Origin of the sequence: Mesorhizobium sp. WSM3859, from assembly GCF_002295065.1 — a bacterium.
GTDB lineage: Bacteria > Pseudomonadota > Alphaproteobacteria > Rhizobiales > Rhizobiaceae > Mesorhizobium.
Genome location: NZ_NSGG01000002.1, coordinates 559728 through 582108, shown reverse-complemented (window position 1 = coordinate 582108; position 22381 = coordinate 559728). Strand labels below are relative to the sequence as shown.

The window sequence follows — 22381 nt, the reverse complement described above, 5'->3', positions numbered from 1 at the left end:
TACACATGGCTCAAGATCTTTCGGGAAAAGTCGCCGCGGTCACCGGCGCGGCATCGGGCATCGGCCTCGAATGCGCCAGGGCGATGCTTGCCGCCGGCGCCCGCGTCGTGCTGGTCGACCGCGCCGAGGACCGGCTGAAGGAGGTCGTCGCCGAGCTCGGCGACGGCGCGATCCCGCTGGTGATCGACCTCACCACCCCCGCCAGCGTGGCGACCATGCTGCCCGGCATCCTCGACAAGGCCGGCCAGCTCGACATCTTCCACGCCAATGCCGGCTCCTATGTCGGCGGCGAGATCCTCAACGGTGATCCGGATGCCTGGGACCGCATGCTGAATCTCAACATCAACTCGGTGTTCCGTTCGGTGCATGCGGTGCTGCCGCACATGGTCGGACGCAAGACCGGCGACATCATCGTCACCAGCTCGATCGCCGGGCTGGTGCCCGTCGTCTGGGAGCCGGTCTACACGGCCTCCAAGCACGCCATCCAGGCCTTCGTCCACACGCTGCGCCGTCAGGTCGCCAAGCACGGTCTGCGCGTCGGCGCTGTGGCGCCCGGCCCGGTGGTGACGGCGCTGATCAGCGATTGGCCGAAGCAGAAGCTCGAGGACGAACTGGCGGCCGGCGGGCTGATGCAGCCGACCGAGGTCGCGGAAGCCGTCCTGTTCATGCTGACGCGGCCGAGAAACATCACCATCCGGGATCTGGTGATCCTGCCGCAGAGCAATGATCTTTAGTGAATGGTGAATAGTGAATAGTGAATAGGAAGTTATCCACTCACTACTCACTACTCACTACTAACCATTCACCATTCACCATTCACCATTCGCTATTCACTATTCACCACTTCACCATTCACCCCGAGGTTCCCCAATGCCTTCCCACTTCCTCGGCATCGATGTAGGCACCGGCAGCGCGCGCGCCGGCGTCTTCGACGAGCGCGGCGAGTTGCTCGCTTCGGCCAAGCGCGACATCGCGCTCTTCGTCGAGCCTGGCGAGATCGCCGAGCAGTCCAGCCGCGACATCTGGCAGGCGGTATGCGCCAGCGTGCACGAGGCGGTCGCGAAGGCGGGCGTCGATCCCCGGGAGATCGGCGGTATTGGCTTCGACGCTACCTGTTCCCTGGTGGTGGTCGGCGACGATGGCGAGCCGCTGCCCGTGGGCCGTTCCGGAGACAGCGACAGAAACATCATCGTCTGGATGGACCATCGCGCCCTCGACCAGACCAGACGCATCAATGCCGGCCACCATCCTGTCCTCGACTATGTCGGAGGCGTCATCTCGCCGGAGATGGAAACGCCAAAGCTTTTGTGGCTGAAGGAAAACCTGCCCGCGACTTTTGCCAAAGCGCGGCATTTTTTCGACCTTGCCGACTACCTGACTTGGCGCGCCACCGGCAGCCTTGCCCGCTCGGTCTGCACGCTTTCCTGCAAATGGACCTATCTCGGCCATGAGCGGCGCTGGGACGACAGCTATTTTCATTCCGTAGGGCTCGGCGAGCTTGCGGATGAGAGATTTGCCCGTATCGGCACCGAAGTGGTCGACCCAGGCATGGCGGTGGGCGCCGGCCTGACGGAGAAGGCCGCGGCCGAGTTGGGGCTGGTCGCGGGCACGGTCGTCGCCGCCGGGCTGATCGATGCCCATGCCGGCGGTGTCGGCACGGTGGGTGCTGCCGGCGATGCCGGCACCATCGCCTCGCGCATGGCCTATGTTCTGGGTACCTCGGCCTGCACCATGGCAAGCAGCGAAGCGCCGGCCTTCGTTCCGGGAGTGTGGGGACCCTATTACTCCGCCATGGTGCCCGGGTTCTGGCTGAGCGAGGGCGGCCAGTCGGCCGCCGGCGCGGCCATCGATCTCCTGGTGCATTTTCACCCGGCGCAAGCCGAGGCTGCCGCGCGCGCCGTGGCGGAAGGCAAATCGCTGGTCGACTGGCTGGCCGCGGCCGCCGCGGCGGCTTCGCCCGACCTGTCGGCGGCCGCCAAGCTCGCGGGAAGCATCCATGTCGTGCCCGAATTCCTCGGTAACCGCTCCCCCTTGGCCGATCCGGGCGCGCGCGGCCTGATTGCGGGGCTCGCCACCGACCGTTCCGTCGAAAGTCTCGTCGGCCTCTACGTGGCCGGGCTTTGCGGTCTGGGCTACGGCGTGCGCCAGATCGTGGCGGCGATGGCGTCGTCCGGCCTTGCCGTCGACACCATCGTCATCAGCGGCGGCGCCGGGCAGTCGCTGCTGGTGCGCCAGCTGCTCGCCGACGCCGCCGGCCTGCCGGTCGCCGCCTCGCAGTCGCCGGAGCCGGTGCTGCTGGGCGCCGCGATGCTCGGTGCCGTCGCGGCCGGGCATTACCCTGACCTTTCGAGCGCCATGCCTGCCATGTCCCGGCTTGGCGACGTTTTTACACCTGCGTCGGGCGACATCCGCGCTTGGCACGACAAGCGTTACGAAGCCTTCCTGGCGCTGCAGGGGGTAGGCCGCAGCATATGCTGAGGGACCGGTCAGCGACTGAACAGTGACGAGACCTCGAATGGATTGGGCGCCGGGTCCTGCTCCGCCGCGGATGACGGCGTCCATGCAAAATCCGCGTGACAAAGTTTGACGTTTACGTAAAAAGAAGGCGCGAAATCGACGCATGGTTTCGCGTCGGCCATGCACTACGATTGGCCGGGACGGAGGAGGAGCAGACATGTATCGCGCGCCGGTCGAGGACATCGCCTTTACGCTCAAGCAAGTGGCCGGGCTGAAGCCGGCGCTGGACGCCGGCATTTTCGGCGATCTTGGCGAGGATATTGTCGACGCGATCCTGGCCGAAGCCGGCCGCTTCGCCAGCGAGGAGGTCGCCCCCCTCTACAAGATCGGCGACGAGCATGGCGCGGTGCTGAAGGATGCGGTCGTCACCACGCCGCCCGGCTGGAAGGAGCTTTACCGGCGCTGGATCGAAGGCGGCTGGAACGCGCTGTCCGGTCCGGAGGAGTTTGGCGGTCAGGGCCTGCCGACCATGCTCGGCGTTGCAGCACTTGAGATGTGGAATTCCGCCGCCATGGCCTTCGGCATTGGCCCGACGCTGACCATGGGCGCGGTCGAGGCGCTCGACAAGCACGCTTCCGAGGAACTCAAGGCCAAATATCTCGCAAAGCTCGTCTCCGGCGAGTGGATGGGCACGATGAACCTGACTGAGCCGCAGGCTGGCTCCGATCTCGCCGCGTTGCGCAGCCGCGCCGAGCCCGTCGGCGACGGCACTTACCGCATTTTCGGCCAGAAGATATTCATCACCTATGGCGAGCATGATTTCACCGACAACATCGTGCACATGGTGCTGGCGCGGCTGCCCGACGCGCCTGCCGGCACGCGCGGCATCTCGCTGTTTTTGGTGCCGAAATTCTTCGTCAACGACGACGGTTCGCTCGGCGCCCGCAACGACGTCTTCTGTTCCGGCCTCGAGCACAAGCTCGGCATCCATGCCTCGCCGACCTGCACCATGATCTATGGCGACGGTTTCCAGGGCGCCAAACCCGGCGCCGTCGGCTGGCTGATCGGCGAGGAGAACAAGGGGCTCGCCTGCATGTTCACCATGATGAACAACGCCCGCCTTGCTGTCGGCATGCAGGGCGTGGCGGTGGCCGAGACCGCGACGCAGAAGGCGATCGCCTATGCCAATGAGCGCCGCCAGGGCAAGGCTTCCGCCTATGCGGGCTCCGGCATGGCGCCGATCGTTCATCACCCGGACGTGCAGCGCAATCTGCTCACCATGCGGGCGCTGACCCAGATCGCCCGCTCGATCAGCTATGCCTGCGCCCATGCCATCGACCGCGCGCGTGTCGGCGAGGGCGAGGCCGCAGCCAAATGGCACGACCGCGCCAGCCTGCTGACGCCGCTCGCGAAGGCCTTCTCCACCGATATCGGCGTCGAGGTCGCCTCGCTGGGCGTCCAGGTGCATGGCGGCATGGGCTTCATCGAGGAGACGGGTGCCGCGGCGCTTTATCGCGACGCTCGCATCGCGCCGATCTATGAAGGCACCAACGGCATCCAGGCGATCGACCTCGTGGCGCGAAAGCTGCCGCTCGGCGGCGGCGAGCATGTGCATTCCTATATCGGCGAGTTGAAAGCGGTCGCCGATGGCGTTCGCACCTCCAACATCGACGGCTTCGGCCGCACCGCCGACAATCTCGACCGCGCGCTGGCCGATCTCGACGAGGCGACGCGCTTCCTGCAAAAACTGCTTGCCGACGGCAAGGCCGAAGCCGCGATGGCCGGCGCGACGCCCTATCTGCGCCTGATCTCGCTCGCCGCCGGCGGCGCCTATCTGGCGCAGGGCGGGCTGGCCGACCGCAACCGCATCGCGCTTTGCCGCTTCTTTGCCGAAAACCTGCTTGGCGAGACCCGCGCGCTGAAGGAGCGCGTCATCGACGGCGCCGAAAGCCTCGCCGTCGCCGGCAAGGCGCTGATTTCGGCCTGACGTTCACAAGGAAAAAATCGTGACAGACCATATCGTCGTCGAGCGCCAGAGCGCCGTGCAGATCATCCGGATGAACAGGCCGGACAAGAAGAACGCGCTGACGCGCGCCATGTACGCAAAAATGTCGGCCGCCCTTGCCGAAGGCGATGCCGATCCGGCGGTCCGCGTCCACGTTTTCCTCGGCGTTCCGGGCGCCTTCTCCGCCGGCAACGATCTCGCCGATTTCCTGGTCATCGCCACCGGCGGCGAGGGCGGCAACGAGGTCTGGGATTTCCTGATGGCGCTGGCGAGGTCTGAGAAGCCGATGGTGTCGGGCGTCGACGGCATCGCCGTCGGCATCGGCACCACGCTCAACCTTCATTGCGACCTGACCTTCGCCACGCCGCGCACGCTCTTCCGCACGCCCTTCGTCGATCTCGGCCTGGTGCCGGAGGCCGGCTCCAGCCTGATCGCGCCGCAGCTGCTGGGACGGCAGGGCGCCTTCGCGCTGCTTGGCCTCGGCGAAGGCTTTTCGGCCGAGCGCGCCAAGGCCGCCGGGCTGATCTATGAGGTGGTTGCCGAGGATGCGCTGGAAAGCGCGGTGCTGGCCGCCGCCGACGGCATCGCCGCCAAGCCGCCGCAGGCGCTGAAGATCGCGCGCGACCTGATGCGCGGGCCGCGCGAGGCGCTCATCGCCCGCATCAAGGTCGAGGCCGAGCATTTCCGCGAGCGGCTCACATCCGAAGAGACCCGCGCCGCGCTGACCGCTTTCATGACCCGCAAGAAGAGCTGAACGCGTCGTCCCTCAGGGATACAGCCTGGTCTTGTCCCAGCCGCCGGCGGCATTGCGTGAGAACACGACACGGTCATGCAGCCGGAACGGCCTGTCGTGCCAGAACTCGATCGTCTGCGGCACGATGCGGAAGCCCGACCAGTGTTTTGGCCGCGGAATCTCGCCGATGGCGTAGCGCGCCGTGTATTCGGCCACCGCTTTCTCCAGCGCGAAGCGGCTCTCCAGCGGCCGCGACTGCTTCGAGGCCCAGGCGCCGATGCGGCTGCCGCGCGGCCTGGTTACATAATAGGCGTCGGCCTCGGCGTCGCTGACGATCTCCACCGGCCCGCGCACGCGCACCTGGCGGCGCAGCGATTTCCAGTGGAAGCACATCGCCGCCTTCATGCTGCCAAGAATCTCGCGGCCCTTGGCGCTCTCGAAATTCGTGTAGAAGACAAACCCCTTTTCGTCGAACCCCTTGAGCAGCACCATCCGCACATCCGGCATGCCGTCGGCGTCGACGGTCGCCAGGGCGACGCCGTTGGGATCGTTGGGCTCGCTTTTGGTCGCGTCCTCCAGCCATGCGGCAAACAGCCGGAACGGCTCTCCGGCCTCGGTGAAGTCACTGCTTGTTAACTCGGTTTCGTTCATAGTTTTCCAAATTTTTAACATTGCGGGAGGAGTTCGCCGATTGTCGCGTATCGCGCAAGCTTTTGACAGCGGGCAACGGAGCGTTATCGCTTCGGCCAGTGCCAAGGCTGCGCTGCTGACGTTGGCGCTTCCCCTTGCCGCCTGCGGTGCCGGCGGGTTCAGCCTGCAAAAGGCCGAGGTCGACCGCTCGATCGTCACCTCCAGCGCGCAGTCCTCGCCAGCCGTCCCGGCTGTCTCCGACCAGGACTCCGACCAGACCACCATCGGCAACGCGGTTTCTTCCGCCGACATCAAGGAGCTTGGCGGCCAGACGGTACCATGGGCCAATGCAGGCACCGGCTCGCGCGGCGCCATCACCGAGCTGGTGGAACTGACGGATGGCGGCCTGACCTGCCGCCGTTTCAGCGCCACGCGCGAGAGCTTCGACGGCGTCGCGCTCTACAAGGGTGAACTCTGCCTAGCCGGAGCCGGCGGCTGGCGCATGCAGGAATTCAAGGCGCTTTGATTTGGGCGCTTTGAGTTTCACGGGCCAATTGCCCTTGCGCCACTGGAATTTCTTCCTATGCGAGCGCATATAGGGGGCGACCACAATTCCAATCTCTCTTGCAGGCAGGAAGCATGCGCGACCCCTATGAGGTGCTGGGCGTTGCCAAGAACGCATCGGCGAAGGACATAAAATCGGCTTACCGCAAGCTCGCCAAGAAATATCATCCGGACCAGAATCCGAATGATCCCAAGGCGAAGGACCGTTTTGCCGCCGCCAACCAGGCTTACGAGATCGTCGGCGACGAGAAGACGCGCGGCGCCTATGATCGCGGCGAGATCGACGCCGACGGCAAGCCGAAATTCCAGGGCTTTGAGGGTGCGGCCGGCGGCGACCCGTTCGCGGGCTTCCGCCGTCAGCAGGGCCCGGGCGGCGCGCATTTCGAATTCCGCAGCGGGCGTCCGGGCGGCGATCCGTTCGATGGCAACAGCGACATCTTCAGCCAGATCTTCGGCGATGCTTTTTCCAGCGCCCGTGGCGGCGGCAGGGCTGGCGACCGACGCCAGCCTGCCCAGGCGGCCGACCTCAACGTCACCCTGGACATCACCGTCGAGGAGGCCGCGACCGCCGAGAAGGTGACGGCGATGTTCCCCGACGGGCGCAAGATGGCGGTCAAGCTGCCGGCCTATGTCGAAGAGGGTCAGACCATCCGCCTCAAGGGGCAGGGCGAGCAGGGACCCGGCCAGCCGGGCGACGCGCTGGTCAAGATCCACATCCGCCGGCACCCGCGCTACCGCATCGAGGGGCGCGACCTGCATGTCGATCTGCCCGTCGATCTGGCCGACGCCGTGCTCGGCGCCAAGGTGGCGGTCGAGACGCCGACCGGCAAGCTCGCGGTCAACGTCCCGGCATGGTCGAGTTCGGACAAGGTGCTGCGCCTCAAGGGCAGGGGCCTGCCGGAAAAGGCAGGCGGCCATGGCGATCTCTATGCCCATGTGCGGCTGATGCTTCCGGAAGGCGGCGATGCCGAGCTTGAGGCCTTGATGCGCCGCCGAAAAGGCTGATCGAGGGAATTTTGTTCCCGTCACAGTGTCTTTTGAGCGCTTGAAGGGGCTCTGTGCCTGTGCGATAGGGCTCTCCACAAAGCAGATATTCTTGCGGAGAGCTTGCACATGGCAGGTGGACAGGGCCTGATGGCCGGTAAGCGGGGCCTGATCCTCGGTGTCGCCAACAATCGGTCGATCGCTTATGGGATCGCCAAGGCTTGCGTCGATCACGGCGCCGAAATCGCGCTGACCTATCAGGGCGAGGCGTTCAAGAAGCGCGTCGAGCCGCTGGCGGCCGAACTCAACGCGCATGTCGCTGGACATTGCGACGTGACCGATTCCGAAAGCCTCGACGCCGTCTTTGCCGATATCGCCGGCCATTGGGGCAAGCTCGACTTCCTCGTCCATGCTATCGCCTTCTCCGACAAGGACGAGCTCACCGGCCGTTATGTCGAGACGACGCGCGACAATTTCCTGCGCACCATGGACATCTCGGTGTATTCCTTCACCACCATCGCCAAGCGCGCCGAGCCGCTGATGACGGACGGCGGTTCGCTTTTGACGCTGACCTATTACGGCGCCGAGAAGGTGATGCCGCATTACAACGTCATGGGCGTCGCCAAGGCGGCGCTGGAAGCAAGCGTGCGCTATCTCGCCGTCGACCTCGGCGCCAGGAAGATCCGCGTCAACGCGATCTCGGCCGGGCCGATCAAGACACTCGCCGCCTCCGGCATCGGCGATTTCCGCTATATCCTGAAGTGGAACGAATACAATTCGCCGCTGAAGCAGACGGTCACTCAGGAAGAGGTCGGCGATTCCGGCGTCTATTTCCTGTCCGACCTGTCGCGCGGCGTGACCGGCGAGGTCCATCACGTCGATTCCGGCTATCATGTCGTCGGCATGAAGGCGGTCGACGCGCCGGATATCTCGACCGTCAAGGACTGATCTTTCCGCCTATCCAGCGTCCAAGCAAGTCCAGGAAAAGTGCGAAGCGGTTTTCCGTCCGGAATTGCTTGCAAAAACAAATAGCGTCCGACCTTGGAAGACCTGATGTACCCGCTCGTCTACATCGCGCGCCACGGCCAGACCGAGTGGAATACCCAGCGTCGCCTGCAGGGTCAGGCCGACACCGACATCAATGAGCTTGGACGCCGGCAGGCCACTGCCAACGGACGGCGCCTGGCCGCGATGATCGGCAAGGGTGAGGATTTCGACTTTGTCGCAAGTCCGATGCGGCGCACATGCGAAACCATGGAACTGATGCGCGCCGCAATGGGGCTCGACCCGCTCGCCTACCGGACGGAGCCGCGTCTGGTGGAATTGAGTTTCGGCGAATGGCAGGGTTTTACGTTTCGGGAGCTCGAGGCCCGGCATCCTGGATCCACGCGTGGCCGCCGCGCCGCCAAATGGGATTTCCAGCCCCCGGGCGAGGGCGCGGAAAGCTACGAGATGCTGCTCGAACGGGTGAAGCCTTGGTTCGACGCGCTTGACCGGCAGACGGTGTGCGTCACCCATGGCGGCGTCATGCGCTGCCTTTTCCGCTTCGTCGAAGGCATATCCAAGAACGACGCGGCCGCCCTGGAGATCCCGCAGGACCGCCTGCTCCGGCTGCAGGGCCGCGGCCTGGAGTGGCTGTAGGTCCGGGTGCGGCCGGAGCGAAGACCCAAGGATCCATGCCGTGACCTCAGCCGAATAGCAAAAGCGGTGCAGAACAAAGGTCGTTCTGCACCGCTGCAAAGCTCTGACGTAACGGCATGGATTCCAGGGTCTGCGCGTCGCTGCGCTCCTTGCTTCGCCCTGGAATGACCAAGCTTTGGGCGTACGGGCCAGTTTCCAAACACCGACGGTGCGCGGTGGCCAGAACCTCGCGGCGCGGCGAATTCAGGTCAGGCCGAGCCGAAAATGGTGGGTTCCGAGAACCGGAGCGGAGCGTACTCTTCGTACGTGAGCACGCGCATGACCCCGAAAATCGAGAAACGATTTTCGGAAAGGGATCATGCGCAAATTAAAGTGCTACAGCGTCCTTTGCGCGTCCGTCCGGACGCGCGGCGCTGTAGAAGCGCAGGAAGCCGCCATTTGCAGGCCGGCCTCACCTGAATTTAGTTCTGGTCGCTGTCGGGCAACTGCATATCCGTCACGACATTCTCGCCATTGCTCACGTCATAGGCGATGACGATGTCCATCCCCGGCTTCAGCGAGTCGATATCGGTTTCGGCGTTGAGCTTGTAGGCCTTTCCGTCGTCCAGCGTCAGCGTCAGCGTGTCCTTGTCGACCTTCTTGATCAGGCCTTCGGTCTGGCCGGCGAACGCGGCGGCGGTGGAAATCAGCAGCATGGCGCAGGCGGCGCCAATCAGGGTACGCATCGTCGTCCTCTTTAGGTTATTGCGCCGGCTCGTCAGCGGCGGATCCTCAACGGCGGATGGGAAGAGAGCAGAAACCAACCGAATGTGTCAAAACTAAATCCGCCACATCACAGTTTGATGCATCCGATCACCGTTTGACCACTGTGGAAAACGCCAATAGAAGGCAGCCGTAGCCGGTTTCGTCACCGGGCAGGGCGTTTTTCATGTCGCACAACACATTCGGCCACCTATTCCGCGTCACCACCTGGGGTGAAAGCCATGGCGCCGCACTTGGCTGCGTTGTCGACGGCTGCCCGCCCGGCATCCGCTTCAAGCGCGAGGACATCCAGGCCGAGCTAGACCGTCGTCGTCCCGGCCAGTCGCGCTTCGTCACCCAGCGCCGCGAGCCGGACGAGGTGAAGATCCTGTCCGGCTTCATCCTCGACGAGGACGGCGAGACGATGATCACCACCGGCACGCCGGTGTCGATGCTGATCGAGAATGTCGACCAGCGCTCCAAGGATTATGGCGAGATCGCCCGCCAGTACCGTCCCGGCCATGCCGACTACACCTACGAGGTCAAATACGGCCTGCGCGACCATCGCGGCGGCGGCCGATCCTCGGCGCGCGAGACGGCGGCGCGGGTCGCGGCCGGCGCGCTGGCGCGCAGGATAGTGCCCGGCATGACGGTGCGCGGCGCGCTGGTCTCGATGGGCGAGAAGTCCATCGATCGCGCCAACTGGAACTGGAATTTCGTCGGCGACGCCGAAAACCCGTTCTTCACCCCGGATCCGGCCTCGGTTCCGGTCTTCACGGCCTATCTCGACGGCATCCGAAAGGCCGGCTCCTCGGTCGGCGCGGTGATCGAGATCGTCGCCGACGGCGTGCCGCCCGGTCTCGGCGCGCCGATCTACGCCAAGCTCGATCAGGACATCGCGTCGGGCCTGATGTCGATCAACGCCGTCAAGGGCGTCGAGATCGGCAACGGATTCGAGGCCGCCCGCATCACCGGCGAACAGAACGCCGACGAGATGCGCATGGGCAATGACGGCAAGCCGGTGTTTTTGTCCAACCATGCCGGCGGCATATTGGGCGGCATCTCTACGGGACAGCCGATCGTCGCCCGCTTCGCCGTCAAGCCGACCTCGTCGATCCTGACCCCTCGCAAATCGATCGACAAGGACGGCAAGGATGTCCAGGTGACGACCAAGGGCCGCCACGACCCCTGCGTCGGCATCCGCGCCGTGCCGATCGGCGAGGCCATGGTTGCCTGCGCGATTGCCGATCATTATCTGCGGCACAGAGGACAGACAGGGAAGGCAGTAGGCAGTAGGGACTAGGCAGTAGACCGCCCCAGACAGCCGTTTTCTTTCTTCTACTGCCTACTGCCTACTGCCTACTTCCTACGAGCAAAGCGAGCGCCCATGCCTTACGACCAGAAGAAGATCGTCGAAGCGATCCGCGCCTTCGAGCGCGGCGAGATCGTTGTCGTCATGGACGATGACGGGCGCGAGAACGAGGGCGACCTGATCGTCGCCGCCGTGCACTGCACGCCGGAGAAAATGGCCTTCATCGTGCGCAACACCTCCGGCATCGTCTGCACGCCGATGCTGCGCGAGGATGCGAGGCGCCTCAACCTCGCGCCGATGGTGGCGGACAATGACTCCGCCCACATCACCGCCTTCACCGTCAGCGTCGATTTCAAGCATGGCACCACGACAGGCATTTCCGCCGACGACCGCACGCTCACCGTGCGCAACCTTGCCAACGGCAATGTCGGCCCGTCGGATTTCGTGCGTCCCGGCCACATCTTCCCGCTGATCGCGCGCGAAGGCGGCGTCTTGATGCGCTCCGGCCATACCGAAGCCGCGGTCGATCTCTGCAAGCTTGCCGGACTGCCGCCGGTCGGCGTCATCTCCGAGCTGGTCAATGACGACGGCACGGTCAAGCGCGGGCCGGAAGTGCAGGCCTTCGCCGAGGAGCATGGCCTGAAGCAGGTTTCGGTGGCCGACCTCATCGCCTACCGCCAGCGCAAGGAAACGCTGGTCCAGCGCGTCGCCTGTTCCGATATCGAAACGCCCGGCGGCAAGGCGCAGGCCTTCACCTACACGCTGCCATGGGATTCCATGCACCACCTTGCGGTCGTCTTCGGCGACATCCGCGACGGCGAGGAGGTGCCGGTGCGCCTGCATCCGGAGGACGTCGTGACCGACGTCTTCGGCACCAGCCACCGGCTCGACGGCATCATGAAGACGATGGGCGAGCGCCGGCGCGGTGTTATCGTCTATCTGCGCGAAGGCTCGGTCGGCGTCGCGCATCAGGAGCGCAAGCGTCCGGTGAGCGGCGACCGCGAGGATCACGAAGAGGCTCGCCGCCGCGAGAACGAATGGCGCGAGATCGGCCTCGGCGCCCAGATACTCAAGGATCTCGGCATCTCCTCGATCAACCTGATCGCCTCGCGCGAGCGCCATTATGTCGGTCTCGAAGGCTTCGGCATCCACATCGCCAAGACCGAGATCCTTTAGTCGTCGAAGGGTTGACGAGCGGGAGGCCCTACGGCGGCGTTGCAGCCCGCGGTGTCGCTGACTGACCGAAGCCTCGGCGACATAGGCGGTTGCCCGAACCCTCCGCGACGCAGGCGATTGGCCGAGACCTACGCGACGTCGTCATCCTTGGGGTCTGCGCTCCGCTTCGCGTCGCTCCGCCGTGGATGACGAAGTCGTTGAGGCTCCGGCTGACTGCCAACGTTTGCGATGATGATCGGACGGTCGAATAATCATCACTTGGCAGGCATCACCGCTTCGCCTCTATCCACATCGCGATCGTCCGTCGCCAGCCGACATTGGCCGGCAAGCACGGTGGCGAGCGCGATGGAGCCCGCCGCGACTGAAACCCAGAACCCGTTCTGCGGGCCGAAAGTGTCGACCGTCCAGCCGGCGGCGAAGGAGCCGAGCGCCATGCCGATGCCGATGCCGGTCGTCACCCAGGTCACGCCCTCGGTGAGCATCGCCGGCGGCACGTGGCGTTCGATCAGGCCGAAGGCGGTGATGAAGGTCGGCGAGATCGCGACGCCGCTGACGAAGACCGCCAGCGCCAGCGTCGGCACCGTGTCGACGAAAAGCAGCGGCAGGGTGGTGAGCGCGATCACGGTGACCGCCACCGCCAATTGCCGCTGCAGCGGCGCCTTCAGGTTGAGCGCGCCGACGATGACGCCGAGCACGAAGGATCCCAGCGCATAGACCCCGATGACCAGGCTTGCCGCCTCTGGCTGGCCGAGCGCCTTGGTGATCGCAACCGTCGTCACTTCCGTGGTGGCGAAGGTTGCGCCGACGAAGATGAGCGCGAAGGTGATGATCTGCACCGGCCGCAGGCGGATCGCCGAACCGGTCGCGCCATGCTCGACCGGGCGGACAGGCGGCTCCGTCGAGCGCTGCAGCAGGAATGCCGTCGAGCCGAGCGCCAAAAGGAGCGTGCTGACCACCATGCCGGCTTCCGGGAACAACGCAGCGCTCAAGCCCACCGACAGCGAGGCGCCGGCGACATAGACCAACTCGTCGGCGGCGGACTCGAAGGCGAATGCGGTGTTCAATTCCGGCCGGTCACGAAAAATCTCGGTCCAGCGCGCCCTGACCAGCGCCGGGATGCTGGGCATGGCGGCGGCGAGCAGGGCGGACGGGAATAAGGTCCAGGCCGGCCAGTGCTGATTGGCCGCGATAATCAGCGTCGCGAAGGCAAGCACCGAGACAAGCGTCATCGGTGCCGCGATCACTGTCTGGCCGCGCCGGTCCACCAGCCGCGACACTTGCGGCGAAAGAAAAGCATTGACCAGCGCGTAGGTCGCGGAAACCGCGCCGGCCAGCCAGTATTCGCCATGCGTCTGCGACAGCATCGCCACGATGCCGATCGGCACCATGGCGATCGGCAGGCGCGCGATGAAGGCGGCCGCGGCAAAGGCTTTCGTGCCGGGAGCCCGAAAGATTTCCGCGTAGGGGTTTCGCATGATCCTGCTCCTCGACAAGGGTGTATACCACAACTACATACGTTGCGTATGAGTGTGAGATAGTTCATACGCTGCGTATGTCAATTGGCATACGAGGCGTATGCGAATAGGGCCAGGGCATGCACAGACCGCGCAAGGAGATGATCGCCGAGACGCGCGCCAAGCTAATTGCGGCCGCCCGCGACGCCTTCGGCACGATCGGCTATGCCGAGGCCTCGATGGACGATTTCACCGCCTCGGCCGGCCTGACGCGCGGCGCGCTCTACCATCATTTCGGCGACAAGAAGGGGCTGCTGCAGGCGGTGATCGCCGAGATCGACGGCGAGATGGCCTTGCGGGTCAACGAGGCGGCGTCGAAGGCGCCGACCCGCTGGCAGCATTTCGTCGACGAATGCACCACCTATATCGAGATGGCGCTGGAGCCGGAGATCCAGCGCATCATGTTCCGCGACGGCCCGGCCGTGCTCGGCGATCCGGCGCAGTGGCCAAACGCCAATGCCTGCATCGCCTCGATGACCGAACACCTGACCGCGTTGCAGGAAGAGGGCGTGGTCGTCGCCGATGTCGATCCCGAGACAGTTGCGCGGCTGATCAACGGCGCCAGCAGCCAGGCCGCACAGCGCATCGCCAATTCCAAGGATCCCGAAGCCACATCGAGGAAGGCGATCGCGGCGTTTAAGCTACTGCTCGAAGGCTTGCGCAGAAAGCCTTAGAGCACGCTTGGGTAACCAAGCCGCCACGTTGTGCACCGGTTTCGGGCCGGTGCAACCCTGCCGCGATTGACAATCAATAGGGCGAGCGCATCCTCCTGCGCCATCTCTTAGGGCGTGGAGAGTCGGGGCCATGTGGGACTTCAGCATTGGCCGGTCGGTGTCCATCATGATGCGGACATGGCCGTTTATCGTCTTTCGCATGATCGTCTATTTCGGCATCACGGTCGCCTACATCATGGCGACCGGCACGGGCGCCAGCGTCGGCTACGGCGTCGGCCATATCTCGACCGATCCGGATGGCCCGATGTCCTTCGCTCTCTGGGGCGGCGTGGTCGGCTTCGGCGTCGTGTCGATCGCCGTCTACTGGATCCGCGAATACATCCTATATGTGCTGAAAGCGGGCCATATCGCGGTCATGGTGCATCTGATCGATGGCCACGATATCCCCGACGGCCAGGGCCAGATCGCCTATGCCAAGGAAGTGGTCTCCCAGCGCTTTGCCGAGGCCAACATCCTTTTCGTCGTCGACCAGCTGGTCAAGGGCGCCATCCGCGCCATCACCGGCCTGATCGGCGGCATCGCCGCCTTCCTGCCCATTCCAGGCCTAAGCGGCATCGTCAGCTTCATCAACACGGTCATTCGCCTCTCGCTGACCTATGTCGACGAGATCATCCTCGGCTACAACATCCGCATCAATTCGAACTCGCCCTTCGAGACGGCGCGGCAAGGCGTCGTGCTTTACGCGCAGAACGGCAAGCACATGGTCAAGAACGCCGTCTGGCTGGCGGTGATCATGTGGGGCGTGTCCTTCGTCATCTTCCTGCTGATGCTGGCGCCCGCGGCCGCGATCCTGTGGGTCATGCCGGGACAGCTAGCCGGCTGGGCCTTTGTGCTGGCCATCGTCTTTGCCTGGGCCTTCAAGGCCGCCTTCATCGAGCCATTCGCCATCGCATCGCTGATGCAGGTCTATTTCGAAACCATCGAAGGCCAGACGCCTAATCCGGAATGGGATCGCCGGCTTGCGGAGGCGTCATCCAAATTCAGGGAACTGCGCGACAAGGCGCTGGGCTCTTTCGGCGGCGGCTCGCGCTGGGACACGCCGCGAGCGGCCTGATCACGGCCTCCCGGGGCCGCCAAGCCTTGCTATCGCCGATTTGAGCGGCGCCTCGCCGGCGCCGCGAAACGTCTCGCTCATCACCAGCTCGGGCAGCGGCAGGCGCTTGCCCCAGCCATGCGCCTCGAGATCCGGCTTGGGTGCGAATTCCGAGACGCGGCCGACACACAGATAGGCGATCGGCGTGACATGCTCCGGGATCGCGAGAAGCCGCTTCAGCGCCTCCGTCTCGATGATGCTCACCCAGCCGACGCCGACGCCCTCGGCGCGTGCCGCCAGCCAGAAATTCTGCACCGCGCAGACGGTGCTGTAGAGGTCCATCTCCGGATTGTGCCAGCGCCCGAGCGGCGAGTCCTTCGAGCGCTGCCGGTCGCAGGTGATGCAGAGGTTGAGCGCGCTTTCGCAGATGCCTTCGAGCTTCAGCTTGCGGTAGAGCGCCTGCCGCTCCGCCTCGATCGCCGGCAGTTCCTGCTCGCGCGCGGCGAGGAACAGGTCGCGCACTTGTCTGCGCCGCTCGGCATCGCGGATGACGATGAAATTCCACGGCTGCATGTAGCCGACCGACGGCGCATGGTGCGCGGCGTTGAGAAGCCGCGCCAGCACACAGTCGTCAAGATCGTCGGGGACAAAATGGCTGCGCACGTCACGCCTGGTGAACATCGCCCGATAGACCGCGTCGCGCGCCAATTGGTCAAAGTCGTCGCCGCACGCGGCGATCGCTGCTGCCGTCATCGCTTTTCCCCTTGCGACAAGCAATCATCCGCCTGACCAAGCGGATAACCATGTCTGCCGGGCCGGTCTTCTGGCTCGGGATCGTCCCGCTCCGGCGCCTTCCCGTCATCGACAGTGGCGTTTGCCGGCGCGGTCCCCCTCACAGCGTTGGGCACGCCACGGAGTTCAACCGTGTTCCCGATTCTCCCGCGTCGCGGGCACCAGGCAGCGGGATGACCTTATCGCGAAGTTCGGCACCCGCCAATGGCGCGGACGACATGGGCTGGCGCAATTTCCCCAGCCATTCGGCTTTTCAAACATGGTCATTACGGCCGCAGGTGCCTAGATTAGGCGCCATGGCCACCCGTCTTTACACGCACCCGATCTTCCTGGAACACCTAACGCCGCCCGGCCACCCCGAGCGGCCCGACCGCCTGCGCGCCATCGAGCGCGTGCTGGACGACGAGGCGTTTTCGGCGCTCGACCGCGTCAAGGCGCCGGAAGGCGACGAGAAAACCATCCTCTATGCGCACCCCGAGACTTTCGTCGAGCGCGTGCGCGCGGCGATCCCTAAGAGCGGCATCGTCTCGATCGACGCCGACACCAGCGCCAGCCCGAAAAGCTGGCAGGCGGCGGTGACGGCGATCGGCGCGGCCAACGCCGCCGTCGACGACGTCTTCGAGGGCCGCGCCGCAAATGTCTTCGTTGCCGCGCGTCCGCCGGGACATCATGCCGAAAAGACGACCGCGATGGGGTTCTGCCTGTTCAATACGGCGGCGATCGCCGCCCGCCATGCGCAGAAGAAGCACCAGGCCGAGCGCGTCGCCATCGTCGATTGGGACGTGCATCACGGCAACGGGACGCAGGACATCTTTTGGGACGACTCGTCGGTGCTCTATTGCTCGACGCACCAGATGCCGCTCTACCCGGGCACCGGGGCGAAGAGCGAGACCGGCGCCGGCAACATCGTCAACGCGCCGCTCGCGCCGCGGACCGGCAGCGATCTGTTCCGTGACGCCTTCCTGTCGCGCGTGCTGCCGTCCATCGATGCCTTCGCGCCGGACCTGATCATCATTTCCGCCGGTTTCGACGCGCATCACCGCGATCCGCTGGCCGAGATCAACCTGACCGAGGACGATTTCGACTGGGCGACCGGGCAACTGATGGAGCGCGCCGGCCGCCACAGCGGCAACAGGCTCGTCAGCCTGCTGGAAGGCGGCTACGATCTGCAGGGACTGGCATTTTCAGTCGCCGCCCATGTCGGGCGGCTGATGAAGGGATAGAGTATGGCAGTGGAAGGCAATGAGGACGTCAAGGCGATGAGCTTCGAGCAGGCGCTCGACGCGCTGGAGAAGATCGTCGATGATCTGGAGCGCGGCGACGTCCCGCTCGACCAGTCGATCAAGATCTATGAGCGCGGCGAGGCGCTGAAGGCGCATTGCGACCGGCTGCTCAAGGCGGCCGAGGACAAGGTCGAGAAGATCAGGCTGTCGCGCGACGGCAAGCCGGTAGGAACGGAGCCGCTCGACGCCGAGTGAGGTGTATTGATATTCAGGTGAGGCCGGCCTGCAAATGGCGGCCTCCTGCGCTTCCGGTGCTCACGTACTTCAAGTACGCTCCGCTCCGGTTCTCGGAGACCATCCAGTTTGGTCGCTTCGCGCCCGTCTTCGACTCCGGCACGGCCTGACCTGAATCTCAACACACCTCGGTGCTTGATCGAGGAAACGAAAGACAGGAGGCTTGCAGACCATGTGCCGCAACATCAAGACCTTGGCCAATTTCGAGCCGCCGGCGACCAATGACGAGGTGCATGACGCAGCGCTGCAATTCGTGCGCAAGCTGAGCGGCTCGACCAAGCCATCCAAGCGCAACGAGCATGCTTTCCACCATGCCGTTGAGGCAATCGCGGCGATCGCGCGCGAACTGATCGATTCGCTCGAAACCAGCCAGGAACCGCGCAATCGCGAGGATGAGGCCGCCAAGGCGAAGGCCAGGTCGGCGCTGCGTTTCGCCTGAGGGAACATCATGAGCTTTTTTCCCGGAAACGATCCGGAACCCGGCGATGCCTTCGCCTGCGATCAGATCGAGCTGATGGTCATCCCCAACGCCAAGGATATCGGCGGTTTCGAAGTGCGCCGCGCCTTGCCGACGGCAAAGCGCCGTCTGGTCGGGCCGTTCATCTTCTTCGACCGCATGGGCCCGGCGATCCTGCGTGCCGGCCATGCGCTCGACGTGCGCCCGCATCCGCATATCGGGCTCTCCACCGTCACCTATCTGTTCGACGGCAAGATCAGGCACCGCGACTCGCTCGGCACCGAAATGGTTATCGCGCCGGGCGACGTGAATTTGATGACCGCGGGACGCGGCATCGTTCATTCCGAGCGCACGCCCGAGGAACTGCGCGGCGCGCCGATGTCGGTCTCCGGCCTGCAGACCTGGCTGGCGCTGCCCGACGGCAAGGAGGAGATCGCCCCGGTGTTCGCGAACACGTCGGTCGCCCGCTTGCCCGAGATCGACGCCGAAGGCGTCAGCGGCCGCATCGTCATCGGCGAATTCTCAGGCTTGCGCTCGCCCGTCGCGACAGCATCGGACACGCTTTATGCCGATCTGCGCCTGGCGGCGGGCGCCAGCGTGCAGATTCCCGCCGATGCCGAGGAACGCGCCATCTACACGCTGGAAGGCGACCTCTCGATCGCCGGCGATGTCTTCCCGGCCGAGCGGCTCCTCGTGTTCAAGCCGGGCGAGGAGATCGTCGTTTCCTCCGAGCGCGGCGCGCATTTCATGCTGTTCGGCGGCGCTTCGCTGGGTTCTCAGCGCTACATCTGGTGGAATTTCGTCTCGTCCTCGAAGGAACGCATCGAACAGGCCAAGCAGGAATGGAAGACAGGCCGCTTCGATATCGTTCCCGGCGATGAGGAAGAGTTCATCCCGCTGCCAGAAGGTTAGTAGCGCAGAATTTCGACCGCCCGGACATGCCTGCGTTAGCAAGGTTGTATGCCATGGCGATTGGCTGAACACATCGATCGCGTCTCCATCCACGGGCGGAGCAAGGAGCGAAGCGACGCGCGTAGACCCGAGGATCCATTCCGTGACTTCCAAGCGTTGCAACGGTGCAGAATTCTGCTCCGCTGCACTCTTCGGCCAAGGTCACGGCATGGATTCCAGGGTCTCCGCGACGGAGCTTCGCTCCTGCTTCGCCCTGGAATGACGACGCTGGGAAGGTTTCCGCCAATTTCCAGACGTTTGCGATGTTCATCGAAACGGGCCTGCGCGTCACTGACGCGCATTTACATTCGACCGCCGGCGGCCTATTCCGCGCATGATTATGGCGCAATCTGCTGGTAGCGCCGTGTTCGATCAATTGAGGCAGGACGCGCCCGAGTGAAGCCAGACACGCCGCTGCTCGACAAGGTCCGCATCCCGGCGGACCTGCGGAAGCTCGATGAGGGGGCACTGCCGAAGCTTGCGGCCGAACTGCGCGCCGAGCTCATCGACGCCGTGTCGCAGACGGGCGGCCACCTAGGCGCCGGACTCGGCGTCGTCGAGCTGACCATCGCGCTGCACTATGTCTTCAACACGCCGGACGACCGGGTGATCTGGGATGTCGGCCACCAGGCCTATCCGCACAAGATCCTAACCGGCCGCCGCGACCGCATCCGCACGCTGCGCCAGGAAGGTGGGCTTTCCGGCTTCACCCGGCGGGCCGAGAGCGAATACGACCCGTTCGGCGCCGCGCACTCCTCAACCTCGATTTCGGCCGGCCTCGGCATGGCCATGGGCCGCGACCTTTCGGGTGGCCGCAACAATGTGATTTCCGTCATCGGCGATGGCTCGATGTCTGCCGGCATGGCTTTCGAGGCGCTGAACAATGCCGGCGCGCTCGATGCCCGCCTCATCGTCATCCTCAACGACAACGACATGTCGATCGCGCCGCCGACCGGCGCCATGAGCGCCTATCTGGCCAGGCTAGCCTCCGGCAAGGCCTATCTGGGCCTGCGCGATTTCGGCAAGAAGCTGACCTCCTATCTCGGCAAGCGCGCCGACCGCGCCATCACCCGGGCGGTCGAGCATGCGCGCGGCTACGTCACCGGCGGCACCTTGTTCGAGGAGCTCGGCTTCTATCACATCGGCCCGATCGACGGGCACAATCTCGAGCACCTGATCCCGGTGCTGAAGAATGTCCGCGACAATGGCAAGGGTCCGGTGCTGATCCATGTCGTGACCCAGAAGGGCAAGGGCTATGCGCCGGCGGAAGCCGCCGCCGACAAATATCACGGCGTCAACAAGTTCGACGTCATCACCGGAGCGCAGGCCAAGGCGCCGGCCAACGCGCCCTCCTACACCAAGGTCTTCGCCGAGAGCCTGATCCAGGAAGCGCGCGAGGACGAGCGCATCGTCGCCATCACCGCCGCCATGCCGAGCGGCACCGGCCTCGATCTCTTCGGCGAGGTGTTTCCGAAGCGAACCTTCGACGTCGGCATCGCCGAGCAGCATGCGGTGACCTTCGCCGCTGGGCTGGCCACCGAGGGCTACAAGCCCTTCGCCGCCATCTACTCGACCTTCCTGCAGCGCGCCTACGACCAGGTCGTCCATGACGTGGCGATCCAGAAACTGCCGGTGCGCTTCCCGATCGACCGCGCCGGTTACGTCGGCGCCGACGGCGCCACCCATTGCGGCGCCTTCGACACCACCTTCCTCGCCACGCTGCCGGGCTTCGTCGTCATGGCCGCGGCCGACGAGGCGGAGCTGCGCCATATGGTGCGCACGGCGGCGTCCTATGACGACGGCCCGATCGCCTTCCGCTATCCCCGCGGCAACGGCGTCGGCGTCGACATGCCGGAGCGCGGCTCGGTGCTCGAGATCGGCAAGGGCCGGGTTGTGAGAGAGGGTACCAAGGTCGCGCTGCTTTCCTTCGGCACGCGGCTGCAGGATTGCCTTCTGGCCGCCGAGGAGCTCGGCGCCGCGGGCCTCTCCACCACCGTCGCCGACGCCCGCTTCGCCAAGCCGCTCGACGAGGATCTGATCCGGCGGCTCGCCCGTTCGCATGAAGTGCTGGTGACCGTGGAGGAGGGCGCCATCGGCGGCTTCGCTGCCCAAGTGCTGCATTTCCTCGCCCATGAAGGCCTGCTGGAAAGCGGCATCAAGGTGCGCCCACTGGTCTTGCCGGACGTGTTCAGCGACCACGCCAAGCCCGAAAAGATGTATGCCGATGCCGGCCTGGATTCGGCCGGCATCGTGCGCACGGTCTTCGCGACGCTCGGCCATGGTGTTCAGGCGCAGCGCGCCTGAATCAAGACGTTAGCTTTTTGAATCAATTTGCCGGCTTTCTATGCTAACCATTTGTTAGCGCTTCCGTTTGGCGGTTTGCTTACCCTGTCTCTTGGCCGATTTTCAACGGCGCCCTGCTAAGACCTTGGTCCTGGGCAGGGGGTAAGAACAATGAAGTCGTTCCTTTGCGGCGTGGCCTTGCTGGCGGCTTTGGCGGCGCCGGTGGCAGCCGAGACGCGTTACGACCGCAATATCGAAAAGGCGGCGATGGACATCGTCGCCGGCAAGATGGGCAACATCCGCGGCGGCTTCTCCTACAAGCAGAGGCCGCAGTTCGTTGTGCTGCCGGATGCCCCGCCACCCGCGCCGGTGCCGGCCGAGCCTCCGCACAAGGAAGCCTCCGGCAATGACGGCCCGAAGCCGGCCGTCGTGCGCCGCGTCTCCCGTACCGTTTTCTAGAACCACATGTCGCGCACGCAGCGGCCGTCGCGCGGCAAGTCGTCAAATGTATCGAGCCCATCGAAATGGTCGATCGGCAGGTCGGCGACCTCCTCGGGCGGCGCCAGCCTGACATTGACGGCGATGCGCGTGCGGCCGCTCTTGCCGGAGCGCAGGCCGCGCCAGGCGAGCACGCAGGCGCAGGTCGGACAGAACAGGATTTCCAGCGCGGGTTCGGCCACCTCGGCGCGCGTGTAGGACTTCAGCGGCCCGGCGATGTGAATTCGTTCGTCGAGATAGTCATAGGCCCAAAGCGCGCCGTAGCGGCGGCAAAGCGTGCAATTGCAAGCGGTGATTCCACCGGGATCACCCTCCAGCGTCCAATGGGCCGCGCCGCAATGACAGGTCCCCTTCAGCAT

General features: G+C 64.9%; 23 protein-coding genes and 1 riboswitch. Of the genes, 18 read left to right on the top strand and 5 right to left on the bottom strand.

Annotation, left to right across the window (positions count from 1 at the left end):
* The first annotated feature begins 5 nt into the window (after window positions 1-5).
* From CK230_RS06600 to CK230_RS06585, 4 genes are all read left to right on the top strand, one after another.
* Entirely contained in the window at window positions 6-734 is a 729-nt protein-coding gene (locus tag CK230_RS06600) for an SDR family oxidoreductase (RefSeq protein WP_095816344.1), read from the top strand.
* A gap of 136 nt (window positions 735-870) precedes the next feature.
* Window positions 871-2478 carry an FGGY-family carbohydrate kinase gene (locus CK230_RS06595; protein WP_095816343.1) on the top strand — a complete coding sequence of 536 codons (1608 nt, stop codon included), beginning with the start codon at window positions 871-873 and terminating at the stop codon, window positions 2476-2478.
* A gap of 196 nt (window positions 2479-2674) precedes the next feature.
* Entirely contained in the window at window positions 2675-4444 is a 1770-nt protein-coding gene (locus CK230_RS06590) for an acyl-CoA dehydrogenase family protein (RefSeq protein ID WP_095816342.1), read from the top strand.
* Window positions 4445-4463: 19 nt separating this feature from the next.
* On the top strand, window positions 4464-5216 hold the full coding sequence (locus CK230_RS06585; protein ID WP_095816341.1) for a crotonase/enoyl-CoA hydratase family protein: 753 nt from the start codon (window positions 4464-4466) through the stop codon (window positions 5214-5216).
* Between the two features lie 12 nt (window positions 5217-5228).
* On the opposite strand, the gene pdxH is transcribed toward CK230_RS06585, so the two are convergent.
* The gene (pdxH, locus tag CK230_RS06580) at window positions 5229-5846 is read right to left on the bottom strand and encodes a pyridoxamine 5'-phosphate oxidase (protein ID WP_095816340.1); all 618 of its coding nucleotides are present in this window, start codon (window positions 5844-5846) and stop codon (window positions 5229-5231) included.
* Between the two features lie 40 nt (window positions 5847-5886).
* Between pdxH and CK230_RS06575 the strand changes: the two genes are divergently transcribed.
* From CK230_RS06575 to CK230_RS06560, 4 genes are all read left to right on the top strand, one after another.
* Window positions 5887-6351, top strand: a complete 465-nt coding sequence (locus CK230_RS06575) for an RT0821/Lpp0805 family surface protein (RefSeq protein ID WP_095816339.1) — start codon at window positions 5887-5889, stop codon at window positions 6349-6351.
* Between the two features lie 113 nt (window positions 6352-6464).
* Window positions 6465-7394 (top strand): J domain-containing protein, encoded by a 930-nt coding sequence (locus tag CK230_RS06570; protein ID WP_095816338.1) that lies wholly within the window; start codon window positions 6465-6467, stop codon window positions 7392-7394.
* A 108-nt stretch (window positions 7395-7502) separates the two neighbouring features.
* Entirely contained in the window at window positions 7503-8321 is an 819-nt protein-coding gene (gene fabI / locus CK230_RS06565) for an enoyl-ACP reductase FabI (protein ID WP_095816337.1), read from the top strand.
* Window positions 8322-8426: 105 nt separating this feature from the next.
* Window positions 8427-9014: a histidine phosphatase family protein gene (locus tag CK230_RS06560; RefSeq protein WP_095816467.1), complete on the top strand. Its 588-nt coding sequence runs from the start codon at window positions 8427-8429 to the stop codon at window positions 9012-9014.
* 461 nt (window positions 9015-9475) lie between these two features.
* On the opposite strand, the gene CK230_RS06555 is transcribed toward CK230_RS06560, so the two are convergent.
* Window positions 9476-9739, bottom strand: a complete 264-nt coding sequence (locus CK230_RS06555) for a DUF1344 domain-containing protein (RefSeq protein ID WP_095816466.1) — start codon at window positions 9737-9739, stop codon at window positions 9476-9478.
* Between the two features lie 203 nt (window positions 9740-9942).
* Here CK230_RS06555 and aroC point away from each other — a divergent pair, with 203 nt between their 5' ends.
* Together aroC and ribB are read left to right on the top strand one after the other, a co-directional pair.
* On the top strand, window positions 9943-11058 hold the full coding sequence (aroC, locus tag CK230_RS06550) for a chorismate synthase (RefSeq protein WP_095816336.1): 1116 nt from the start codon (window positions 9943-9945) through the stop codon (window positions 11056-11058).
* A gap of 84 nt (window positions 11059-11142) precedes the next feature.
* The gene (gene ribB, locus CK230_RS06545; protein ID WP_095816335.1) at window positions 11143-12243 is read left to right on the top strand and encodes a 3,4-dihydroxy-2-butanone-4-phosphate synthase; all 1101 of its coding nucleotides are present in this window, start codon (window positions 11143-11145) and stop codon (window positions 12241-12243) included.
* A gap of 254 nt (window positions 12244-12497) precedes the next feature.
* Here the strand turns inward: ribB and CK230_RS06540 are convergent, their stop codons facing one another.
* Complete coding sequence (locus tag CK230_RS06540) at window positions 12498-13718, bottom strand: MFS transporter (protein WP_095816334.1); 1221 nt, start codon at window positions 13716-13718, stop codon at window positions 12498-12500.
* A gap of 119 nt (window positions 13719-13837) precedes the next feature.
* Here CK230_RS06540 and CK230_RS06535 point away from each other — a divergent pair, with 119 nt between their 5' ends.
* Together CK230_RS06535 and CK230_RS32360 are read left to right on the top strand one after the other, a co-directional pair.
* Window positions 13838-14431 (top strand): TetR/AcrR family transcriptional regulator, encoded by a 594-nt coding sequence (locus CK230_RS06535; protein WP_095816333.1) that lies wholly within the window; start codon window positions 13838-13840, stop codon window positions 14429-14431.
* A 130-nt stretch (window positions 14432-14561) separates the two neighbouring features.
* Complete coding sequence (locus tag CK230_RS32360) at window positions 14562-15545, top strand: hypothetical protein (RefSeq protein WP_176480028.1); 984 nt, start codon at window positions 14562-14564, stop codon at window positions 15543-15545.
* Here CK230_RS32360 and bluB read toward each other — a convergent pair whose 3' ends face one another.
* Window positions 15546-16277 (bottom strand): 5,6-dimethylbenzimidazole synthase, encoded by a 732-nt coding sequence (bluB, locus tag CK230_RS06530; protein ID WP_176480027.1) that lies wholly within the window; start codon window positions 16275-16277, stop codon window positions 15546-15548. It lies immediately after the preceding gene.
* A gap of 42 nt (window positions 16278-16319) precedes the next feature.
* A riboswitch (cobalamin riboswitch) is annotated at window positions 16320-16497 on the bottom strand.
* Between the two features lie 115 nt (window positions 16498-16612).
* Between bluB and CK230_RS06525 the strand changes: the two genes are divergently transcribed.
* The 6 genes from CK230_RS06525 to CK230_RS06500 all read left to right on the top strand — a co-directional run bounded on the left by CK230_RS06525 (window position 16613) and on the right by CK230_RS06500 (window position 21983).
* Complete coding sequence (locus CK230_RS06525) at window positions 16613-17539, top strand: histone deacetylase family protein (protein WP_095816332.1); 927 nt, start codon at window positions 16613-16615, stop codon at window positions 17537-17539.
* Between the two features lie 3 nt (window positions 17540-17542).
* Window positions 17543-17794, top strand: coding sequence for an exodeoxyribonuclease VII small subunit (locus CK230_RS06520; protein WP_027164646.1), 252 nt, complete (start codon window positions 17543-17545; stop codon window positions 17792-17794).
* A gap of 211 nt (window positions 17795-18005) precedes the next feature.
* Window positions 18006-18272, top strand: a complete 267-nt coding sequence (locus tag CK230_RS06515) for a DUF2277 domain-containing protein (RefSeq protein ID WP_095816331.1) — start codon at window positions 18006-18008, stop codon at window positions 18270-18272.
* A gap of 9 nt (window positions 18273-18281) precedes the next feature.
* The gene (locus tag CK230_RS06510) at window positions 18282-19202 is read left to right on the top strand and encodes a pirin family protein (protein WP_095816330.1); all 921 of its coding nucleotides are present in this window, start codon (window positions 18282-18284) and stop codon (window positions 19200-19202) included.
* A 435-nt stretch (window positions 19203-19637) separates the two neighbouring features.
* Window positions 19638-21545, top strand: coding sequence for a 1-deoxy-D-xylulose-5-phosphate synthase (dxs, locus tag CK230_RS06505; RefSeq protein WP_095816329.1), 1908 nt, complete (start codon window positions 19638-19640; stop codon window positions 21543-21545).
* Between the two features lie 150 nt (window positions 21546-21695).
* On the top strand, window positions 21696-21983 hold the full coding sequence (locus CK230_RS06500) for a hypothetical protein (protein ID WP_095816328.1): 288 nt from the start codon (window positions 21696-21698) through the stop codon (window positions 21981-21983).
* Here CK230_RS06500 and CK230_RS06495 read toward each other — a convergent pair.
* Entirely contained in the window at window positions 21980-22381 is a 402-nt protein-coding gene (locus CK230_RS06495) for a GFA family protein (RefSeq protein ID WP_095816327.1), read from the bottom strand. The genes CK230_RS06500 and CK230_RS06495 overlap by 4 nt on opposite strands.

What these genes read in the sequence shown, in the direction of transcription:
- CK230_RS06600 (WP_095816344.1), top strand. Translation starts at nt 6, where the DNA reads ATGGCTCAAGATCTTTCGGGAAAAGTCGCCGCGGTCACCGGCGCGGCA.
- CK230_RS06595 (WP_095816343.1), top strand. Translation starts at nt 871, where the DNA reads ATGCCTTCCCACTTCCTCGGCATCGATGTAGGCACCGGCAGCGCGCGC.
- CK230_RS06590 (WP_095816342.1), top strand. Translation starts at nt 2,675, where the DNA reads ATGTATCGCGCGCCGGTCGAGGACATCGCCTTTACGCTCAAGCAAGTG.
- pdxH (WP_095816340.1), bottom strand. Translation starts at nt 5,846, where the DNA reads ATGAACGAAACCGAGTTAACAAGCAGTGACTTCACCGAGGCCGGAGAG.
- CK230_RS06570 (WP_095816338.1), top strand. Translation starts at nt 6,465, where the DNA reads ATGCGCGACCCCTATGAGGTGCTGGGCGTTGCCAAGAACGCATCGGCG.
- fabI (WP_095816337.1), top strand. Translation starts at nt 7,503, where the DNA reads ATGGCAGGTGGACAGGGCCTGATGGCCGGTAAGCGGGGCCTGATCCTC.
- CK230_RS06560 (WP_095816467.1), top strand. Translation starts at nt 8,427, where the DNA reads ATGTACCCGCTCGTCTACATCGCGCGCCACGGCCAGACCGAGTGGAAT.
- CK230_RS06555 (WP_095816466.1), bottom strand. Translation starts at nt 9,739, where the DNA reads ATGCGTACCCTGATTGGCGCCGCCTGCGCCATGCTGCTGATTTCCACC.
- aroC (WP_095816336.1), top strand. Translation starts at nt 9,943, where the DNA reads ATGTCGCACAACACATTCGGCCACCTATTCCGCGTCACCACCTGGGGT.
- ribB (WP_095816335.1), top strand. Translation starts at nt 11,143, where the DNA reads ATGCCTTACGACCAGAAGAAGATCGTCGAAGCGATCCGCGCCTTCGAG.
- CK230_RS06540 (WP_095816334.1), bottom strand. Translation starts at nt 13,718, where the DNA reads ATGCGAAACCCCTACGCGGAAATCTTTCGGGCTCCCGGCACGAAAGCC.
- CK230_RS06535 (WP_095816333.1), top strand. Translation starts at nt 13,838, where the DNA reads ATGCACAGACCGCGCAAGGAGATGATCGCCGAGACGCGCGCCAAGCTA.
- CK230_RS32360 (WP_176480028.1), top strand. Translation starts at nt 14,562, where the DNA reads ATGTGGGACTTCAGCATTGGCCGGTCGGTGTCCATCATGATGCGGACA.
- bluB (WP_176480027.1), bottom strand. Translation starts at nt 16,277, where the DNA reads ATGACGGCAGCAGCGATCGCCGCGTGCGGCGACGACTTTGACCAATTG.
- CK230_RS06525 (WP_095816332.1), top strand. Translation starts at nt 16,613, where the DNA reads ATGGCCACCCGTCTTTACACGCACCCGATCTTCCTGGAACACCTAACG.
- CK230_RS06520 (WP_027164646.1), top strand. Translation starts at nt 17,543, where the DNA reads ATGGCAGTGGAAGGCAATGAGGACGTCAAGGCGATGAGCTTCGAGCAG.
- CK230_RS06515 (WP_095816331.1), top strand. Translation starts at nt 18,006, where the DNA reads ATGTGCCGCAACATCAAGACCTTGGCCAATTTCGAGCCGCCGGCGACC.
- CK230_RS06510 (WP_095816330.1), top strand. Translation starts at nt 18,282, where the DNA reads ATGAGCTTTTTTCCCGGAAACGATCCGGAACCCGGCGATGCCTTCGCC.
- CK230_RS06500 (WP_095816328.1), top strand. Translation starts at nt 21,696, where the DNA reads ATGAAGTCGTTCCTTTGCGGCGTGGCCTTGCTGGCGGCTTTGGCGGCG.
- CK230_RS06495 (WP_095816327.1), bottom strand. Translation starts at nt 22,381, where the DNA reads ATGCTGAAGGGGACCTGTCATTGCGGCGCGGCCCATTGGACGCTGGAG.